Origin of the sequence: Bacteroides timonensis, assembly GCF_000513195.1 — a bacterium.
In the GTDB taxonomy this organism is placed as follows: domain Bacteria; phylum Bacteroidota; class Bacteroidia; order Bacteroidales; family Bacteroidaceae; genus Bacteroides; species Bacteroides timonensis.
The window spans coordinates 1-19,093 of sequence record NZ_CBVI010000023.1 but is presented as its reverse complement, the minus strand read 5'-3'; the positions used below and the strand labels follow the sequence as shown (position 1 = coordinate 19,093).

At 41.3% G+C, this 19,093-nt stretch carries 12 protein-coding genes and 1 pseudogene; 12 read left to right on the top strand and 1 reads right to left on the bottom strand.

The annotated features are described in order from the left end of the window. Nucleotides 1-91: 91 nt before the first annotated feature. The 12 genes and pseudogenes from BN161_RS06385 (at nucleotide 92) to BN161_RS06330 (ending at nucleotide 18,464) form a co-directional block, all read left to right on the top strand. On the top strand, nucleotides 92-1,318 hold the full coding sequence (locus BN161_RS06385; RefSeq protein ID WP_044264047.1) for a glycoside hydrolase family 88 protein: 1,227 nt from the start codon (nucleotides 92-94) through the stop codon (nucleotides 1,316-1,318). Between the two features lie 33 nt (nucleotides 1,319-1,351). Next, nucleotides 1,352-2,842: a sulfatase family protein gene (locus tag BN161_RS06380; protein WP_044264183.1), complete on the top strand. Its 1,491-nt coding sequence runs from the start codon at nucleotides 1,352-1,354 to the stop codon at nucleotides 2,840-2,842. A 17-nt stretch (nucleotides 2,843-2,859) separates the two neighbouring features. Next, a pseudogene (locus tag BN161_RS31005) lies at nucleotides 2,860-5,538 on the top strand (glycoside hydrolase family 2 TIM barrel-domain containing protein). A gap of 79 nt (nucleotides 5,539-5,617) precedes the next feature. Next, nucleotides 5,618-8,986, top strand: a complete 3,369-nt coding sequence (locus BN161_RS06370) for a glycoside hydrolase family 2 TIM barrel-domain containing protein (RefSeq protein WP_044264044.1) — start codon at nucleotides 5,618-5,620, stop codon at nucleotides 8,984-8,986. A gap of 60 nt (nucleotides 8,987-9,046) precedes the next feature. Further along, on the top strand, nucleotides 9,047-10,606 hold the full coding sequence (locus tag BN161_RS06365) for a Gfo/Idh/MocA family protein (protein WP_044264041.1): 1,560 nt from the start codon (nucleotides 9,047-9,049) through the stop codon (nucleotides 10,604-10,606). A 243-nt stretch (nucleotides 10,607-10,849) separates the two neighbouring features. Next, nucleotides 10,850-11,668, top strand: coding sequence for a 3'(2'),5'-bisphosphate nucleotidase CysQ (gene cysQ / locus BN161_RS06360; protein ID WP_044264039.1), 819 nt, complete (start codon nucleotides 10,850-10,852; stop codon nucleotides 11,666-11,668). A 21-nt stretch (nucleotides 11,669-11,689) separates the two neighbouring features. After that, nucleotides 11,690-13,243 carry an SLC13 family permease gene (locus BN161_RS06355; protein WP_044264036.1) on the top strand — a complete coding sequence of 518 codons (1,554 nt, stop codon included), beginning with the start codon at nucleotides 11,690-11,692 and terminating at the stop codon, nucleotides 13,241-13,243. Nucleotides 13,244-13,253: 10 nt separating this feature from the next. Further along, nucleotides 13,254-13,859 carry an adenylyl-sulfate kinase gene (gene cysC / locus BN161_RS06350; RefSeq protein WP_044264033.1) on the top strand — a complete coding sequence of 202 codons (606 nt, stop codon included), beginning with the start codon at nucleotides 13,254-13,256 and terminating at the stop codon, nucleotides 13,857-13,859. An 11-nt stretch (nucleotides 13,860-13,870) separates the two neighbouring features. After that, on the top strand, nucleotides 13,871-14,779 hold the full coding sequence (gene cysD / locus BN161_RS06345) for a sulfate adenylyltransferase subunit CysD (protein ID WP_044264031.1): 909 nt from the start codon (nucleotides 13,871-13,873) through the stop codon (nucleotides 14,777-14,779). 111 nt (nucleotides 14,780-14,890) lie between these two features. Continuing rightward, nucleotides 14,891-16,354 carry a sulfate adenylyltransferase subunit CysN gene (gene cysN, locus BN161_RS06340; RefSeq protein WP_044264029.1) on the top strand — a complete coding sequence of 488 codons (1,464 nt, stop codon included), beginning with the start codon at nucleotides 14,891-14,893 and terminating at the stop codon, nucleotides 16,352-16,354. Nucleotides 16,355-16,366: 12 nt separating this feature from the next. Beyond that, nucleotides 16,367-17,473, top strand: coding sequence for a sulfotransferase family protein (locus BN161_RS06335; protein WP_044264026.1), 1,107 nt, complete (start codon nucleotides 16,367-16,369; stop codon nucleotides 17,471-17,473). 19 nt (nucleotides 17,474-17,492) lie between these two features. Continuing rightward, nucleotides 17,493-18,464, top strand: a complete 972-nt coding sequence (locus tag BN161_RS06330) for a PCMD domain-containing protein (RefSeq protein ID WP_044264024.1) — start codon at nucleotides 17,493-17,495, stop codon at nucleotides 18,462-18,464. A 91-nt stretch (nucleotides 18,465-18,555) separates the two neighbouring features. Here BN161_RS06330 and BN161_RS06325 read toward each other — a convergent pair. Continuing rightward, on the bottom strand, nucleotides 18,556-19,093 hold a 538-nt coding region (locus BN161_RS06325), incomplete at its 5' end, for an OmpA family protein (protein ID WP_044264022.1).

Here is a 19,093-nt window from a genome sequence, read left to right as displayed (position 1 = left end):
ACTACATTAAAAAGCTAGAGCGGCCTTTCTGCTAATGAGCCGCATTATACATTGAATAAATAATCATTATTTTAGGTAAGAGGAATTAAGGATGAAAATAAATAAACTTTGGATATTATGTTTGCTTGTTCTTTGCTCGTGTGGCACAAAGAATGAGGAAAATATTGTGTCTCGTGGCTTTGAACGAGCGGAACAGCAACTTTCCGCTCAATTGAAAGCGATACCGGAACCTACTGAGTATCCGCGTACCATAAAAGACGGGAAATTGAAAACTACGAAAAAGAATGATTGGACCGAAGGATTCTATCCGGGATGCTTGTGGTATGTATATGAACATAATCATAATGAAAACTGGAAAGAGGCTGCAATAAAATGGACGGAAGCTCTTGAACCGCTGAAGAAACTGACCAATCACCATGATATCGGTTTTCTGATGTACTGTAGTTTTGGTAATGCCTATCGTCTGACTGGCAATGAAACCTATAAAGATGTTCTCGTAGAGTCTGCCCGTTCACTGTGTACTCGTTTTAACGAAAAAACGGGTTGTATAGAGTCATGGAATTACCGGAAAGCGTGGAACGGAATAGATGAATGGTTCTATCCTGTAATCATTGATAATATGATGAATCTGGAACTTTTGTATTTTGCTACGAAAGCAACAGGAGATTCTATCTATGCAAAGATTGCTAATACACATGCTGAAACTACTGCGAGGAACCAGTTCCGTGCAGACTACAGTAATTATCACGTAGTGAATTATGACGAAGAGACCGGAAAGGTACTTCATAAAGCTACTTGTCAGGGCTTTTCGGATAACTCTGCTTGGGCACGTGGACAGGCATGGGCTATTTACGGCTATACGATGGCTTATCGTGAAACAAAAAGAAAGGATTTCTTGGATATGGCGATCCATACAGCTGGCTTCTGGCTGAATCATCCAAATCTGCCGGAAGACGGGGTACCCTATTGGGATTTTAATGCCGGACAGGAAGGATATGTTCCTGATTGGAACTATGATCCGCAGATGTTTAAAGAAGTACCGCGTGATGCTTCGGCAGCAGCGATAGCTGCTTCAGCTTTTTTAGAGTTGGAGGATTATGCGACTGATGGGGAAAAGTATGGTCAGGCGGCTGAACATATATTGAAGAGTCTTTCTTCTCCGTCTTATCTGGCGGAAACGGGAACAAACTGTAATTTTATTCTGATGCATAGTGTAGGAAGTATACCTCATGGAAGTGAGATAGATGTTCCTTTAATATATGCAGATTATTATTATCTGGAAGCATTATTGAGATATAATAGTAAGCAAAAAAAGTGAGCTATGAAATATACCAAAACTATATTTTCCGGGATGACTTGTGTCTTTTTACCTGTCGCGTTATTTGCGCAGCAGATAAAAAAGCCCAATGTCATTGTTATTATGGCTGATGATATCGGCTATGGTGATTTGAGTTGTTATGGTGAGAAAACCATACATACGCCTAATGTGGAAAAGTTGGCTAATCAAGGTGTACGTTTCATTAATGCGCATTCTGTGGCTGCAACAAGTACTCCTTCACGTTATTCTTTTCTGACCGGGCATTACGCTTGGAGGCGGACGGATACCGGAGTAGCACCCGGAGATGCCGGAATGATTATCCGACCGGAACAATACACGGTGGCCGACCTGTTTAAAGGGGCGGGGTATGTTACCGGTGCTGTAGGAAAATGGCATTTAGGTATGGGGGATAAAACCGGTGAACAGGATTGGAATGAATTGATAACTCCCGGACTGAAAGATATTGGTTTTGATTATTCATATATGATGGCTGCTACGGGAGATCGGGTACCTTGTGTCTGGGTAGAGAATGGGCGTGTTGTGGATTTGGATTCGGAAGATCCGATTTATGTAAGTTATAAAACGCCTTTTCATGGTGAACCATTAGGCAAGACTCACCCTGAACTGCTGACTTTGATGAAACCAAGTCCTGATCATGGGCACGACCAGGCTATCGTTAATGGAATTTCACGTATCGGCTATATGAAAGGAGGGAAGAAGGCTTTATGGAAAGATGAAAATATAAATGATAGTATTGTTGCTCACGGATTAGCGTTTATAGAACGTAATAAGGAACATCCTTTCTTTTTATATTTTGCTACTAATGATGTGCATGTACCTCGTGTTCCGCATCCGCGTTTTACCGGTAAGAGTGGAATGGGGGCCCGGGGAGATGCACTTATAGAGTTTGACTGGACTGTCGGTCGGGTTATGGAAACCCTTGAACGGTTAGGATTGCGGGAGAATACATTAATTGTATTGACCAGCGATAACGGGCCTGTTGTAGATGATGGTTATCAGGATCAGGCGGTAGAATTGTTGGGTGAACACCGTCCTTGGGGAGCGTATCGAGGAGGTAAATATAGTAGTTTTGAAGCAGGAACACGCATACCATTTATTGTCAGTTACCCGGGTAAGGTAAAGGAAGGAGTTTCAAAGGCTTTAGTCTCACAAGTTGATTTCTTAGCAACCATGTCTGAACTTTTAGGAATATCTCTTACATGTGATCAGAAGAAAGATAGTCGGGAGCAATTATCCACATGGTATGGAAAAGATAAAAAAGGGCGTGATTATGTGGTGGAACAAGCTGGTAGCTTGGCCGTATCTGATGGTGAGTGGAAGTATATATCACCAAGTGATAAAAAAGCCTATGAAAAACTCACAAACACGGAATTAGGTAACGCTCCGCAAGATCAACTGTACTTTTTGAAGAAAGATATCGGAGAAAAAAATAATTTAGCAGATAGATACCCGGAGAAAATAAAGGCTTTTCAAAAGATTTTAGAGCTGGAAAAGAGTAAGTAATCTGAAATAATAGACTGATGCGTATAAAAATATTTTTCTTGCTAGCACTTTTAGTTCCAGTCATGCAGGCTGGTGAACTGCATTTTTCTACAGCAGGTTTTTATGAACTTGCCGGTAGTGGTCGCGAAGTATATAATATGAATGTGGGATGGCAGTTTTATAAAGGAAGTTGTCCGGATGCATGGCAAAGAGAATTTGATGATTCTTCATGGGAAGCTGTGAGTATACCACATGGACTCGAACTGCTTCCTGAAGAAGCCAGTGGCAGTATTAATTATCAGGGAGAGGCTTGGTACAGGAAAAACTTTTCCGTACCCGGGGATCTGAAAGATAAAAAAGTTTATCTGCACTTTGAAGGTATAATGGGCAAGTCGCGAATCTGGCTTAACGGAAAGTTACTTAGAGAACATTATAATGGTTATTTGCCGATTATCGTAGATGTAACGGAAGGATTGAATTTTGAGACGACTAATACATTGGCTATTTGTGCGGATAATAGTGATGATCCCTCATTTCTGCCTGGTAAACCCCAGCAAGCTTTGGACTTTACTTATTTTGGAGGAATTTATAGGGATTGTTTCTTGATAGCTCATAATCAAGTACATATTACGGATGCTAATTATGAAGATGAAATTGCAGGGGGCGGTGTTTTTATCCATTACCCTTTTGTTTCGGAAGATAAAGCTGAAATAGGTGTGAAAATTCATTTGCGTAATGAGTCGTCAGGTTTGTTTAAAGGAAAACTTACGCTGACGTTACGGGATATCTCAGGCAAGGAGATTAGCAGAGGAGTAAAAATCTCTCGCTACGAAAGGACAGGGCAAATTATTATGATGTGAATCTGTATGTGGAACGTCCGGAACTTTGGACACCTGATTCTCCTATATTGCATCAGTTAGAGATTAAACTGGTAGATGGGAATGGTATCCTCATTGATGGAATGTTACAGAAAGTAGGAATTCGTAAAATAGAATACAGAGGGAGAGAGGGTCTGTACTTGAATAATAAACCTTATCGGGATAAGCTGATAGGAGTTAATCGTCATCAGGATTTTGCTATTATCGGTAACGCACTGCCCAATTCTTTACATTGGCGTGATGCGAAAAAACTGCGTGATGCGGGAATTCGTGTTGTGCGCTGTATTCATTACCCTCATGATCCTGCTTTTCTGGATGCCTGTGACGAATTCGGTATTTTAACGATATTGGCTGTTGCCGGATGGCAATTCTGGAATGATGAACCGGTTTTTTCAGAAAGAGCCTACTCTGATATTCGTGGTCTGGTTCGTCGTGATCGTAATCATCCTTCTACTTTTATGTGGGAACCGGTTTTGAATGAAACACATTTCCCTAAGGAATATGCTCATAATGCGAAGAAAACTGTCGATGAAGAATACCCGTATGAACAAGCTCTTTCTGCCTGTGATCCGGGATCACCGGGAAGTGATTATTTTCCTGTGATTTACACTCATCCTACATCTGTGTCCGGTGGCAAGAAATCGGTTTATAATGCCGGTACATTGAAAGAAGAAATCATGTACTTTACTCGGGAGTTCGGGGATAATGTAGATGATTGGAATTCCCATAATTCAAACAGTAGGGTACATCGTTCGTGGGGAGAAAGTCCTATGTTACAACAAGCTGTACATTATGCTTCTCCCGCTTATCCTTATACGTGCCTGGAGACACTCTACGCTTCGCAACTTGCACATGTGGGTGGAACTTTGTGGCATGCTTTTGATCATCAACGCGGATATCACCCTCAACCGTTCTATGGTGGAATAATGGATGCCTTTCGCCAGCCCAAAATGTCTTATTATATGTTTATGGCACAGAGGCCTTTTGGCAAATCGGACAAACTTCCGGCAGAGAGTGGGCCTATGGTCTATGTAGCGAATGAGATGACACCTTTCTCACCCGAAGACGTTACAGTTTATTCTAATTGTGAAGAAGTGCATTTGACTGTTTTTGAGAATGGTAAAAAATACGTTTACCAACGTGCTGCCGATAAGTGCAAAATGCCTTCTCCTATTATTACTTTCAAAGATGCTTTTCATTTTATGGAATTGAAGGCTTTGGCCCGTTCCGGAAAACGAAAAGAAGCATATATATTGGCAGAAGGGCTGGTAAACGGTAAGATTGTGGCAACCAATAAAAAGTATCCTTCATGGCGGCCAGTGAGCCTGCGCCTTCGTGTAGATGATGACGGTTTGCCTTTGCGTGCTGATGGTTCAGATGTTGTTACGTTAATAGCGGAGATTGTAGATGAGGAAGGTACGGTAAAGAGACTGAATAATACTTCTGTACGTTTTACGGTTATGGGTGAGGCTACATTGTTGGGGGATTGCGATATTGCATGCAATCCTGTACCGGCCCATTGGGGAAGTGCCCCTGTCTTGATTCGTGCGACAACAAATGCAGGAAAGATAAATATCCGGGCAGAAGTATTGGGAGAAGGAGTACATGCTATTGCTCCTTGTGAGTTTGAATATAAGTCTGTGAAGCCTATGATGCGCTTTATTTATAATCCGGTTGAGATTCGGAGCAGTGCCGAAAAAAAAAGTTGAAATTCACGGGACAGACGATCTGGAACTTAATTCAATGAAAGAGGAAATTTTACGATTGAAAAGAAGGATTTCTAAATATGAATTGCGTGAAGTAGAATTACAACAGGAAAGTTTTGGAGAAAAAAAATAATATCTATATTTGGGACACGTTTGAAACATATCTGAAATGTGTTCACCTTGTATGCGATGAAATTTAATAATCTGATAGTATGAAAAAAAATATAATAAGTTTAGTTGCAGTATGTCTGTTAGGTGCTTTATTTACGGTAATGGCAGGTGAAGTGAAAACGATTAAAACTCCGTATTGGCAGGACATACAAACTGTTTCGGTGAACAGGGAAGAGCCGCGTACAGCCTTTATGACGTACGATAGCCGTCAGTCTGCGCTAAGTGGGGAATATGAGAATAGTAAATACTATAAACTGCTGAATGGAACATGGAAGTTCTATTATTCGGACTCGCATCGTAATTTGCCGGGAGATGCTGTTCAGACTGTAGCCGATATGAGTGGTTGGAGTGATATTCAGGTTCCGGGTAATTGGGAAGCACAAGGATACGGTACACCTATTTATACGAATCATGGATATGAATTCAAAGCGCTTAATCCGCAACCGCCACAATTGCCGGAAGATATACCCGTAGGTATTTATCGTCGGGAAATAACTGTGCCGGAAGACTGGATGTCACGAGATATCTATTTGCATATTGCGGGCGCTAAATCCGGAGTTTATGTGTATCTGAATGGAAATGAAGTAGGCTATAATGAAGATTCTAAAAATCCTGCGGAGTTTTTGATAAATAAATACCTCCGGAATGGTAAGAATACATTGGTCTTGAAGATTTTTCGTTGGAGTACAGGTTCCTATCTGGAGTGTCAGGATTTTTGGCGTCTGAGCGGAATTGAGCGTGATGTGTTTCTCTATTCTCAGCCCAAAGTAGCTGTAAAAGACTTCAGGGTGATCTCTACATTGGACGACAGCTATACTGATGGCATTTTCAAGTTGGCCGTTGATGTTCGTAATCATGCTCTTGCTGGTAAAAAGATGCAGGTGCTTTATGAATTGATAGATAAAGTTTCCGGTAAGGTTGTAGTTAATGGTGTAAGTGATTGTGAGGTAAAGAGCGCAGAAACTCAAACGGTTGCTTTTAATGCAAGTTTGCCTGGAGTAAAAACTTGGACTTCAGAAGCTCCTAATCTCTATAAATTGTTGATTACGTTGAAAGAAGGAAGTGAAGTGACGGAGATTATTCCTTTCAATGTTGGTTTTCGGCGTATTGAAATCAAGGCGATTGATCAGATTGCTAAAAATGGGAAACCGTATGTTGTATTACTTATTAATGGTCAGCCTTTGAAGTTGAAAGGTGTCAATATTCATGAGCATAATGAAGAAACGGGGCATTATGTAACGGAAGAACTGATGCGCAAGGATTTTGAATTGATGAAACGTAATAATTTGAACACGGTTCGTCTTTGTCATTATCCGCAAGACCGTCGGTTTTATGAATTGTGCGATGAGTTCGGGCTCTATGTATACGATGAAGCCAATATTGAATCACATGGAATGTATTACGATTTGCGCAAAGGTGGATCATTGGGCAATAATCCGGAATGGTTGAAGCCACATATGTATCGTACTGCAAATATGTACGAACGGAACAAGAACTATCCTTCTGTTACATTCTGGTCTTTGGGAAATGAGGCTGGTAATGGCTACAATTTCTATCAGACATATTTATGGATAAAAGGACAGGATAAGGAACTCATGGACAGGCCCGTGAATTATGAACGTGCACAGTGGGAATGGAATACGGATATGTATGTACCCCAATATCCCAGCGCAGAATGGCTGAAGTATATTGGTGAAACTGGGTCTGACCGGCCAGTGGTTCCGTCGGAGTATTCTCATGCAATGGGAAATTCAAATGGTAATCTGTGGGATCAATGGAAAGAGATTTATAAATATCCTAATCTTCAAGGTGGATATATATGGGACTGGGTAGATCAGGGATTATTAAGAACAGATGAGAATGGACGTAAGTATTGGACGTATGGGGGCGATTATGGTGTAAATATGCCGAGTGATGGTAATTTCTGCTGTAATGGACTTGTCGGTCCTGACCGCAAACCGCATCCTGCCATGGCGGAAGTGAAATATGTGCATCAGAATGTGATGTTTAGTGTTGTTGATGCAACTTCCGGTAAGTATCGAGTGTTCAACCGATTTTATTTTACTAATTTGAGAAAGTATACCATCCAATATGAATTACGTGCTAATGGTATGGTGCTGAAAAAAGGGAAGTTATTATTGGATGTCGCTCCTCAGGCAGAAAAGGAATTTACTATTCCGGTGAAGAATGTGCAGGGAAAAGCTGGAGTAGAGTATTTTGTGCATTTCAGTGTAGTCACTATTCAGCCGGAACCCCTGATACCGGTTGGACACGAAATAGCATATGAACAATTCAGACTTCCGGTAACAGTTGATAAAGCGGCACATAAAGCTGCGGGACCTGCCTTGAGCTTTAAAGAAGAAGGAAATAATCTGATTGTTTCTTCATCTAAGGTTTATTTTGAGTTTAATCGTGATTCAGGTCTGGTTACTTCATATAAAGTGGATGGAACTGAGTATTTTGACCGTGGATTTGGAGTACAACCCAACTTCTGGCGGGCACCTAATGATAATGATTATGGGAATACAAATCCGAAACGTTTGTTGATTTGGAAAACTTCAAGTCATAATTTTAATATTAGTAATGCTTCCATAAGTATGGAAGGACAAAATGCAGTTCTGAGTGTAGTATATAATTTACCGGCTGGCAACCAATACTTGATGGATTATAGAATATATCCGGATGGAATAATAAATGTGAATGTGAAATTTACTGCAACTGATCAGGAAGCTATACGAACTGAAGTTCAAGAAGATACTCATCTTGCCACTTATACTCCCGGTAAAAAGAAAGAGAATAAAGATCAGCTCGAAGTACCTCGTATTGGTGTGCGTTTCCGTATACCGCAAAATATGAATGTAGTAGAATACTTTGGGCGTGGTCCCGAAGAAAATTACATTGACCGTAATGCGGGAAGTATGGTAGGACGTTACAAGACTACTGCTGATTTCATGTATGTAGATTATGTTCGTCCACAAGAAAACGGTCATCGTACGGATACACGCTGGGTAGCTTTGACTGATAAAAATGGTCGGGGCCTGTTGGTTCAGGCTAAACAGACTATAGGCTTTAATGCTTTGAGAAATACGGTGGAGGATTTTGATTCGGAAGAATCATCGCGTCCATATCAATGGAGGAATCGTTCTCCGGAGGAAATTAATCAGCATAATGTGGATGAAGCCAGAAATCTGATACGGAAAATGACTCATATTAATGATATTGTTCCTCGGGATTTTGTGGAGGTTTGTGTAGATATGAGGCAACAAGGAGTAGCTGGCTATGACAGTTGGGGAGCAAAAGTGCAGCCTGGATATACGATACCTGCCAATCAAAATTACGAATGGGGATTTACATTTGTACCAGTGAGGGCAAAGGGTGATGTAGACAAGTCACTACGTTATAATTATTAGTTTTGTAATGTTATGAATAACATATTCCTCTTATTAAGGGAATACAATAATAATTTATGTATGAAGAAATTTAAATTTTTATTGCTGAGCGCATGTATTGCGCTGGTTGCGTGCACAGCTAAAACATCGTCTGAACAACAAGTTTCAGACAAAGGGACAAAATGGAGTTGGGACAAGGGAACGATTGTTGTAGAAACTCCCGAGCGTCCGGCCGGACAAACAAGTGTAATAGGGCTGACCATACCTAAAATGGAAGTGGTTCGTGTGGGATTTGTAGGTTTGGGAATGCGTGGTCCCGGAGCCGTAGAACGTTTTACGTATATTCCGGGTGTAGAAATCGTTGCTTTATGTGACTATGAAAAGGAACGGGCAGAGAAATGTCAGAAGTATCTACAGAGAGCTTCTATGCCTAAAGCCGCTATATATTCAGGTGAAAAAGGATACGAAGAATTGTGTAAACGGGATGATATAGATCTGGTGTATATCGCTACGGATTGGCTGCATCATTTCCCTGTCGCTATGTGTGCGATGGAGAATAATAAAAATGTTGCCATCGAAGTTCCTTCTGCTATGGACTTGAAAGAGTGTTGGGCATTGGTAAATATGAGCGAGAAGACTCGCAAACATTGTATGATCCTTGAGAACTGCTGTTATGACTGGTTTGAAATGAATACTCTGAATATGGCGCAACAGGGTGTGTTTGGTGAGGTCGTTCGTGCCCAGGGAGCTTATATTCATAATCTGGAACCTTTTTGGGATCATTACTGGAAGAATGGTGAAAATGGCAAACTGGGTTGGCGTTTGGAATATAATATGAAGCATCGGGGAGATGTATATGCCACTCATGGTCTTGGCCCTGTAGCGCAAGCGTTGGATATACATCGTGGTGACCGTATGAAGACACTCGTTGCTATGGACACCAAATCGGTAGTAGGTAAGTCGTTGGTAGAAGAAAGAACGGGACAGCCTTGTGAGAATTTCCGTAACGGTGACCATACAACTACGTTGATCCGTACGGAGAATGGAAAGGTGATTGAGATACAACATGATGTGATGACTCCGCAACCCTATAACCGTCTATATCAGTTGACCGGTACCAAGGGGTTCGCAAATAAATATCCGATAGAAGGTTATGCATTGGATGCAAAACAACTGAATGCGTCGGGAGTTGCACCTGAGGTAGATAACTTGAATTCCCATAGTTTTATGCCTAAAAAAGATATGGAAGCTCTAGTGCAGAAATATCAGCATCCCATCCTGAAGAAATATGGTGAAATGGCAAAAGAGGTTGGTGGTCATGGTGGCATGGACTTTATTATGGATAGCCGTTTGGTGTATTGCCTGCAAAATGGACTTCCTTTAGATATGGATGTCTATGATTTGGCAGAATGGTGTTGTCTGGCCGAGTTAGGCGAATTGTCTATGGACAACAATTGTGCAGCCGTTGCTTTCCCGGACTTTACCCGTGGCGAATGGAATAAAGTGAAGGGGTATAAGCATGCTTATGCTTCCCCTGAAGATGAAAGTGTTGCCATGGAGAAAGCCAAAAAAATCACGGCAAAGCTGAAAGAAAAAGGTGCCGTAGAATGGGCGGGTGAAGCTATGGAAAATAAAAAGTAGATGTAAGTAGAGATTAGGTAAAAGTAGCGCAAATCTAAAATAAAAACAGTCTGGAGAAGAAGCTGTTTTTGAATCGAAAAAGGAACTTCAACGTTTGGAGTTCCTTTTTCGATTTATTGATTGTGAAAAGTGCTTATAAATGTATTAGGTAGTTTAAAAGAAGTTATAAAACGAAGCTCGGAAACTTTTGAGGATGAAAAAGTTTTTAATTTTGCACACTATGTGTAAGTATAGATACCATATATGGAACAAAAATATATATTAAGCGCAATAGATGCTGCTCTGCAAGCCGGTGCAGACATTCTTTCCATCTATAATGACCCGGCATCGGACTTTGAAATAGAAAAAAAAGCGGATAACTCCCCTTTAACCATTGCGGATCGCAAGGCACATGAAACGATTACCGGTTTTCTGTGCGATACTCCTTTTCCCATTCTGAGTGAAGAAGGGAAACATTTACCCTATGCAGAACGCTGTGGATGGGATGCTTTGTGGATTGTAGACCCTCTGGACGGTACCAAGGAGTTTATTAAACGAAATGGAGAGTTTACTGTAAATATCGCATGGGTTAATCATTCAGTACCCGTAATGGGAGTTATTTATCTTCCTGTGAAACAGGAACTTTATTTTGCAGAAGAAAGCATTGGGGCATACAAACTCTCCAATGTAACTTCTCGCGGAAATGCTTCACTGGATGAATTGATTGCATCCGCTACCCGTCTGCCTTCTGTTATCGAAAGAGGTAAATTTGTAATCGTGGCTTCCCGTTCGCATCTAACTCCGGAGACGGAGGCTTATATCGAAGAAATGAAGCGCCAACACTCGGAAGTAGAACTTATATCTAGTGGTAGTTCCATTAAAATCTGCCTTGTAGCCGAAGGAAAGGCGGATGTATATCCTCGTTTTGCACCTACCATGGAATGGGATACGGCAGCAGGACATGCTATTGCACGTGCTGCCGGATTGGAAGTTTATCAGGCTGGAAAAGAAGAGCCGCTTTGTTACAATAAAGAGAATTTACTGAATCCGTGGTTTGTGGTGGAACCTAAGCAAATGAAATAGTAACAAGATACAGTATAATGTATGACATTTGAGATAATATTTGTGCTATTGGCACTTTTGGGCATGGTGGTGGCATTGGCATTGGATAAAATGCGTCCCGGCATGGTGCTATTTTCCGTTGTAGTTTTGTTCTTATGTGCTGGCATCCTGACACCCAAAGAGATGCTGGAAGGTTTTAGTAATAAAGGAATGATTACCGTAGCTATGCTGTTTTTGGTCAGTGAGGGTATTCGTCAGTCCGGAGCATTGGGACAGGTTATCAAAAAGTTGCTTCCTCAGGGCAAGACGACTGTGTTTAAAGCCCAATTTCGTATGCTTCCCACTATCTCTTTTATTTCTGCCTTTCTTAATAATACTCCTGTTGTTGTAATATTTTCTCCGATAATCAAGCGTTGGGCAGAGTCGGTAAAATTACCTGCTACCAAGTTTTTGATACCTCTTTCTTATGTGACTATTTTGGGGGGTATATGTACTCTTATCGGGACTTCTACTAACCTGGTAGTACACGGCATGATATTAGAGGCAGGTTATGAAGGATTTACTATGTTTGAATTAGGCAAAGTGGGTATTTTCATAGCTATAGCAGGAATTATTTATTTATTTCTATTTTCTTCTAAACTCTTGCCGGATGTTCGTACGGATGCTGTGAAGCAAGATGACGAACCGGAAGAAGATGTTGGTTTGCATCGGGTTGAGGCTGTACTTGGTCCTCGTTTTCCTGGTATTAACAAGAAGTTGGGAGAGTTTAATTTTCAGCGTCACTATGGAGCAGCTGTTAAGGAAATAAAGCGGAGCGGACAAAGTATTACTGAGAATCTGGATAATGAGGTTTTGCGTGAGGGTGATACATTAGTGGTGATGGCGGATGATTCTTTTGTTCAAACTTGGGGAGAGTCTTCCGTGTTCGTTTTGTTGGCCAATGGCAAAGATAACGAACCGGTTCCCGGAAAGGGGAAACGTTGGTTTGCCCTTTTATTACTGATATTGATGATTACCGGGGCTACGGTAGGCGAGCTGCCGGTTGTGAAGGAGGCATTCCCGAATATCAAGTTGGATATGTTTTTCTTTGTTTCTGTGACTACTATCATTATGGCATGGACTAAAATTTTTCCGGCCCGTAAGTACACTAAATACATTTCATGGGATATCCTGATAACAATTGCGTGTGCTTTTGCCATCAGTAAAGCAATGGTTAATTCCGGTGTGGCAGATGTAGTGGCAAGTTATATCATTGGTATGACTGAACATTACGGTCCTCAGGTGTTGCTGGCAGCTGTATTTATCATTACGAACTTGTTTACCGAATTGATAACCAATAATGCCGCTGCTGCATTAGCTTTCCCTTTGGCGCTCTCCATTTCTTCGCAGATGGGTGTCAGCCCTATGCCTTTCTTTGTAGTGATCTGTATGGCTGCCTCTGCCAGTTTCTCTACACCTATCGGTTATCAGACAAATTTGATTGTGCAAGGTATTGGAAACTATAAGTTCACTGATTTTGTCCGTATCGGATTGCCGCTGAATATTATAGCTTTCTTGATATCCATATTCCTTATTCCATTAATTTGGCCCTTTTAATAATTAGATTATGACAGACAATAATATATATCCGATTTTTGATAGGATGTTGTCGAGAGAGGATAAAGAAGAACTTCTCGGTCAGCATAGTGTGATGATATGGTTTACCGGATTGAGCGGTTCCGGTAAAAGTACGATAGCTATTGCTTTGGAGCGCGAATTGCATAAGCGAGGTTTACTTTGCCGCATTCTGGACGGGGATAATATCCGTAGCGGCATCAATAATAATTTGGGCTTTAGTGAAGCTGATCGTGTAGAAAATATCCGCCGTATTGCAGAAGTTTCCAAACTTTTTATTGATTCAGGCATTATAACTATTGCTGCTTTTATCAGTCCTAACAATGATATCCGAGAAATGGCGGCTAATATCATCGGGCAGGAGGACTTCTATGAAGTGTATGTCAGTACCCCTTTGGCTGAGTGTGAGCGTAGGGATGTAAAGGGGCTGTACGCAAAGGCACGCCGGGGAGAGATTAAAAATTTTACGGGGATTTCCGCTCCGTTTGAAGCACCTCTTCATCCGGCATTGACGTTAGATACCTCAAAACTCAGCCTGGAAGAGTCAGTCAACCAACTGCTCGACCTCATTTTACCGAAAATACAGATTAAAAAGTGATTATATAAAAAATGGAAGAATATAAATTGAGCCATCTGAAAGAACTCGAAGCAGAGTCTATTCATATCATCCGTGAAGTGGCAGCGGAATTTGAAAATCCGGTGATGCTTTATAGTATTGGAAAAGACTCTTCGGTAATGGTTCGCCTTGCCGAAAAAGCCTTTTATCCGGGTAAAGTACCCTTCCCGTTGATGCATATCGATTCGAAGTGGAAATTTAAGGAAATGATTCAATTCCGCGATGAGTATGCCAAAAAGCATGGCTGGAATCTGATCGTAGAAAGTAATATGGAAGCTTTTCATGCAGGTGTAGGACCGTTTACTCATGGAAGTAAAGTACACACAGACTTGATGAAAACTAAGGCTCTTCTGAGTGCTCTGGATAAATATAAATTTGACGCAGCTTTTGGGGGTGCTCGTCGTGACGAAGAGAAATCACGTGCGAAAGAACGTATTTTTTCTTTTCGTGATAAGTTCCACCAATGGGACCCGAAGAACCAACGTCCGGAATTGTGGGATATCTACAATGCCCGTGTGCATAAGGGAGAAAGCATTCGTGTGTTCCCGTTGAGTAACTGGACGGAGCTGGATATCTGGCAATACATTCGTTTGGAAAATATTCCTATTGTTCCGTTGTATTATGCCAAGGAGCGTCCGTGCGTAGAAATTGATGGTAATTTGATTATGGCAGATGATGACCGCCTGCCTGAAAAATATCGTGATCAGATAAAGATGAAAATGGTACGTTTCCGTACATTGGGCTGTTGGCCGTTGACTGGTGCGGTAGAGAGCTATGCGGATACGATTGAGACAATTGTAGAGGAGATGATGACTACCACCAAGAGTGAGCGTACCACCCGTGTAATCGATTTTGATCAGGATGCCAGTATGGAGCAGAAAAAGCGTGAGGGATACTTTTAAGAATTAAGAATTAAAAATTAAAACCTGAGGATTGGAATCTTAAACCTGACCTTTAGAACTTTAATGCTTAGGTTTAAGAAGATAAAGGTGACAATTAAAAAGTAAAAAGTGATGGAGAACAACTCTAAACTAAATATCAAGGAGTTTCTGGATAAAGACGAACAGAAAGACTTACTCCGCTTTCTGACTGCCGGTTCGGTGGATGATGGAAAATCTACGCTGATCGGGCGTTTGTTGTTTGATAGCAAGAAATTGTATGAAGACCAGTTAGATGCATTGGAACGTGATAGTAAGCGTATGGGAAATGCCGGTGATCACATTGATTACGCATTACTGCTGGATGGTCTGAAAGCAGAACGTGAACAAGGTATTACGATTGATGTGGCATATCGATATTTCTCTACTAATAATCGTAAATTCATCATTGCTGATACTCCGGGACACGAGCAATATACGCGTAATATGATTACCGGCGGTTCAACGGCTAATCTGGCTATCATTCTTGTAGATGCCCGTACCGGTGTCATTACACAGACGCGTCGTCATTCTTTTCTGGTGTCTTTGTTGGGCATTAAGCATGTGGTGCTGGCTGTTAATAAAATGGACTTGGTAGACTTCTCTGAGGAGCGCTTTAATGAAATCGTTAAAGAGTATAAACAGTTTATTGCACCATTGGGTATTCCTGATGTGACTTGTATTCCGCTCTCCGCTTTGGATGGCGATAATGTAGTGGAGAGGTCTGAACGCACTCCATGGTACAATGGCATTTCTTTGCTCGATTTCTTGGAGACTGTCCATATTGATAACGATCATAACCTGTCGGACTTCCGTTTCCCGGTACAGTATGTATTGCGCCCTAATCTTGATTTCCGTGGTTTTTGCGGTAAAGTTGCATCAGGGATAGTACGTAAAGGGGATGAAGTGATAGCGTTACCTTCAGGCAAAAAATCACGTGTTAAGAGCATTGTTACGTATGACGGTGAACTGGATTACGCTTTTCCGCCTCAATCTGTAACTTTAACGCTGGAAGATGAGATTGACGTATCGAGAGGAGAGATGTTGGTACATCCTGATAATTTGCCGGTTGTGGACCGCAACTTTGAAGCGATGTTGGTGTGGATGGATGAAGAACCGATGGATCTCAATAAATCCTTCTTCATCAAGCAGACTACTAATTTGAGTCGTTCACGCATCAGTAACATTAAATATAAAGTAGATGTTAATACGATGGAGCAGTTGTCCGTTGATAATGGACAATTGACGCCTGATGATCTGCCTATGCAGTTAAATCAGATAGCCCGTGTTGTTCTTACTACTGCCAAAGAATTATTCTTTGATCCTTATCAAAAAAATAAGGCAACAGGTGCATTCATTCTGATTGATCCGATTACCAATAATACCAGTGCTGTCGGTATGATTATCGATAGGGTAGAGGATAAGGATATGCATCTTTCTGAAGATCTTCCGGTTTTGAACTTACCGAAGTTAGAAATTGCTCCCGAACACTATGAAGCTATAGAAAAAGCGGTGAAAGATTTGAAGCGCCAAGGTATTGAAGTGAAAATAATCAAATAATGTACCATAATTATGGGTTTACTGGAATTTAACAAACTCCCTATAAATACTTTGGTGGGAGCCGATTGGAAAACATTTAATGCTATTACGAAAGGACGGGAAATTGATGCGGCATACAAAGGCAAATACCGTTTGACTAAGGCGGTATGTCGTCTGCTTTCTACACTGGCTCCTTTACAGAACGGACGTTATGAGAAACGGTTGGCATCCCAACCGCTAGAGCATGATCCGGTATTCATTCTTGGCCATTGGCGCAGCGGAACGACCTTTGTGCATAATGTCTTCTCATGCGACAAGCATTTTGGCTATAATACTACTTACCAAACTGTATTTCCGCATCTGATGATGTGGGGACAGCCTTTCTTCAAGAAGAACATGAGCTGGCTGATGCCTGATAAGCGTCCTACAGATAACATGGAACTTGCTGTAGATCTGCCACAGGAAGAAGAGTTTGCACTTGCCAATATGATGCCTTATACCTATTATAACTTTTGGTTCCTCCCAAAGTATCAGCAGGAATATGCAGATAAATATTTGCTGTTCGATGATATAACGGAAAAGGAACTGAAGGTTTTTGAAGAAGTATTTACCAAATTGATTAAGATATCATTGTGGAATACTAACGGAACACAGTTCTTGAGTAAGAATCCGCCCCATACGGGACGTGTGAAAGAGCTGGTCAAAATGTTCCCTAATGCTAAATTTATCTATCTGATGCGTAATCCTTATACGGTGTTCGAGAGTACCCGAAGTTTCTTCACGAATACAATCCAGCCGTTGAAGTTGCAGGACATCAGTAATGACGAAATTGAAAAGAATATTCTTTCTATTTATGCCAAACTGTATCATAAATACGAGGCTGATAAATCTTGTATTCCTGCCGGTAATCTGGTGGAAGTGAAGTTCGAAGACTTCGAAGCGGATGCTATGGGGATGACTGAGCAGATTTATCGCGATTTGTCTATTCCCGGATTTGCTGAAGCACGCAATGATATAGAAAAGTATGTAGGTGGAAAGAAGGGATATAAGAAGAATAAATATAGATATGATGATCGCACCGTGCAATTGGTTCAGGATAACTGGAACTTTGCATTGGAGCAGTGGAAATATGAACTTTAATTAAAAAAAAGCTAATGAGATGATGCAGAAGAAAATTTGTATGTACGGTTTGCTATCCGCTTTTTTATGTTGCGGAACGGCACTTGCACAGCAGCAACAGCATACTGTGGAAATGATTCCGTTCGGAGACATGGATCAATGGATAGACCGTCAGATTAAAGAGTCGGGCATTATCGGTGGTGCGTTGAAGAATGTATATGCTATCGGACCGACTGCAACTATTCGTGAGAATAAGGCCTATAAGAATATGGGTGGTTCGCCATGGGCTACTTCGAATGTTATGGCGCGTGTAACGGGTATTACTAAAACCAATACTTCAGTGTTTCCCGAGAAGCGTGGTGATGGCTACTGTGCCCGTATGGATACCCGTATGGAAAGCGTAAAAGTATTGGGTATTGTTGATATCACAGTACTTGCCGCAGGTTCTATGTTTTTGGGGGAAGTGAATGAGCCGATTAAGGGCACAAAGAATCCGCAAAAGATGCTGAATTCCGGTATTCCCTTTACCAAGAAACCTATCGCTGTGCAGTTTGACTATAAAGTTAATATGTCTGATAGGGAAAAGCGTATTCGTGCTACCGGTTTTAGCCGGATAACGGACGTAGAAGGTAAAGACTTCCCGGAGGTGAATTTGTTTTTGCAGAAGCGTTGGGAAGACAAAGATGGCAATATTTTTGCTAAGCGGGTAGGGACTATGGTGGTTCGTTACTATAATACCACTGATTGGCATAATAATGCTACTTATTCAGTCATGTATGGAGATATTACCGGTGATCCTGCTTATAAGCCTCATATGATGCGTTTGCAAGTAGAAGAACGTTACGCAATTAATAGTAAAGGTGAAAGTGTTCCGGTCAAAGAAGTAGCATGGGGAACAGAAGAAGATGCTCCTACACATTTATTATTGCAGTTTACTTCCAGCCATGGAGGAGCATACATAGGTTCTCCCGGTAATTCACTCTGGATCGATAATGTGAAACTGGTATATTAAAATATTATTTCAGTATAAAATGAAGAGGGCGGCTAACATCAGTTAGCCGCCCTCTCTTCGTTTAGAGTTTACAACTCTTTGTCCCTATATCTTATTCCAGAATTACTACTCGGTTCAAATAGTTCTTACCGAACATGTTAGCAGTACCACCGAATCCAACGAGTTCGAGCTGATCCTTATCAACGCCTTCCTTAATCAATGCGTCGTAAACAGCCTGAGCACGTTTTTCAGACAACTTCTGGTTCCAGGAAGCGCTACCCGTAGCCTTGTCAGCATAACCGGCAACTTTGTACTTCTTATCCGGGTTAGCCTTCAGAATCTTAGCAGCCAACTGGATGTTAACCATACCGTAATCATCGATGCGAGCGCTACCAATCTTGAAGAAGATGGCACGAGGACCGGCAACTTCAATTTCCTTCACTACTTCCTTAGTTACAGGCTTAGCGTTAGCCAAAGCGTTCTTAGCGTTAGCCAGGTCAGCCTGAGCTTGTGCCAGTTCACTTCTGTACTTATTGATTTCGTTGTTGATAGCATTCTGATCAACTTTCGAGCCACAAGCTACGAACTTCTTGCCACCGAAAGTATAGGTTGCACCTACAGTTAAGCCTACAATACCTTCAGTCTTAGCA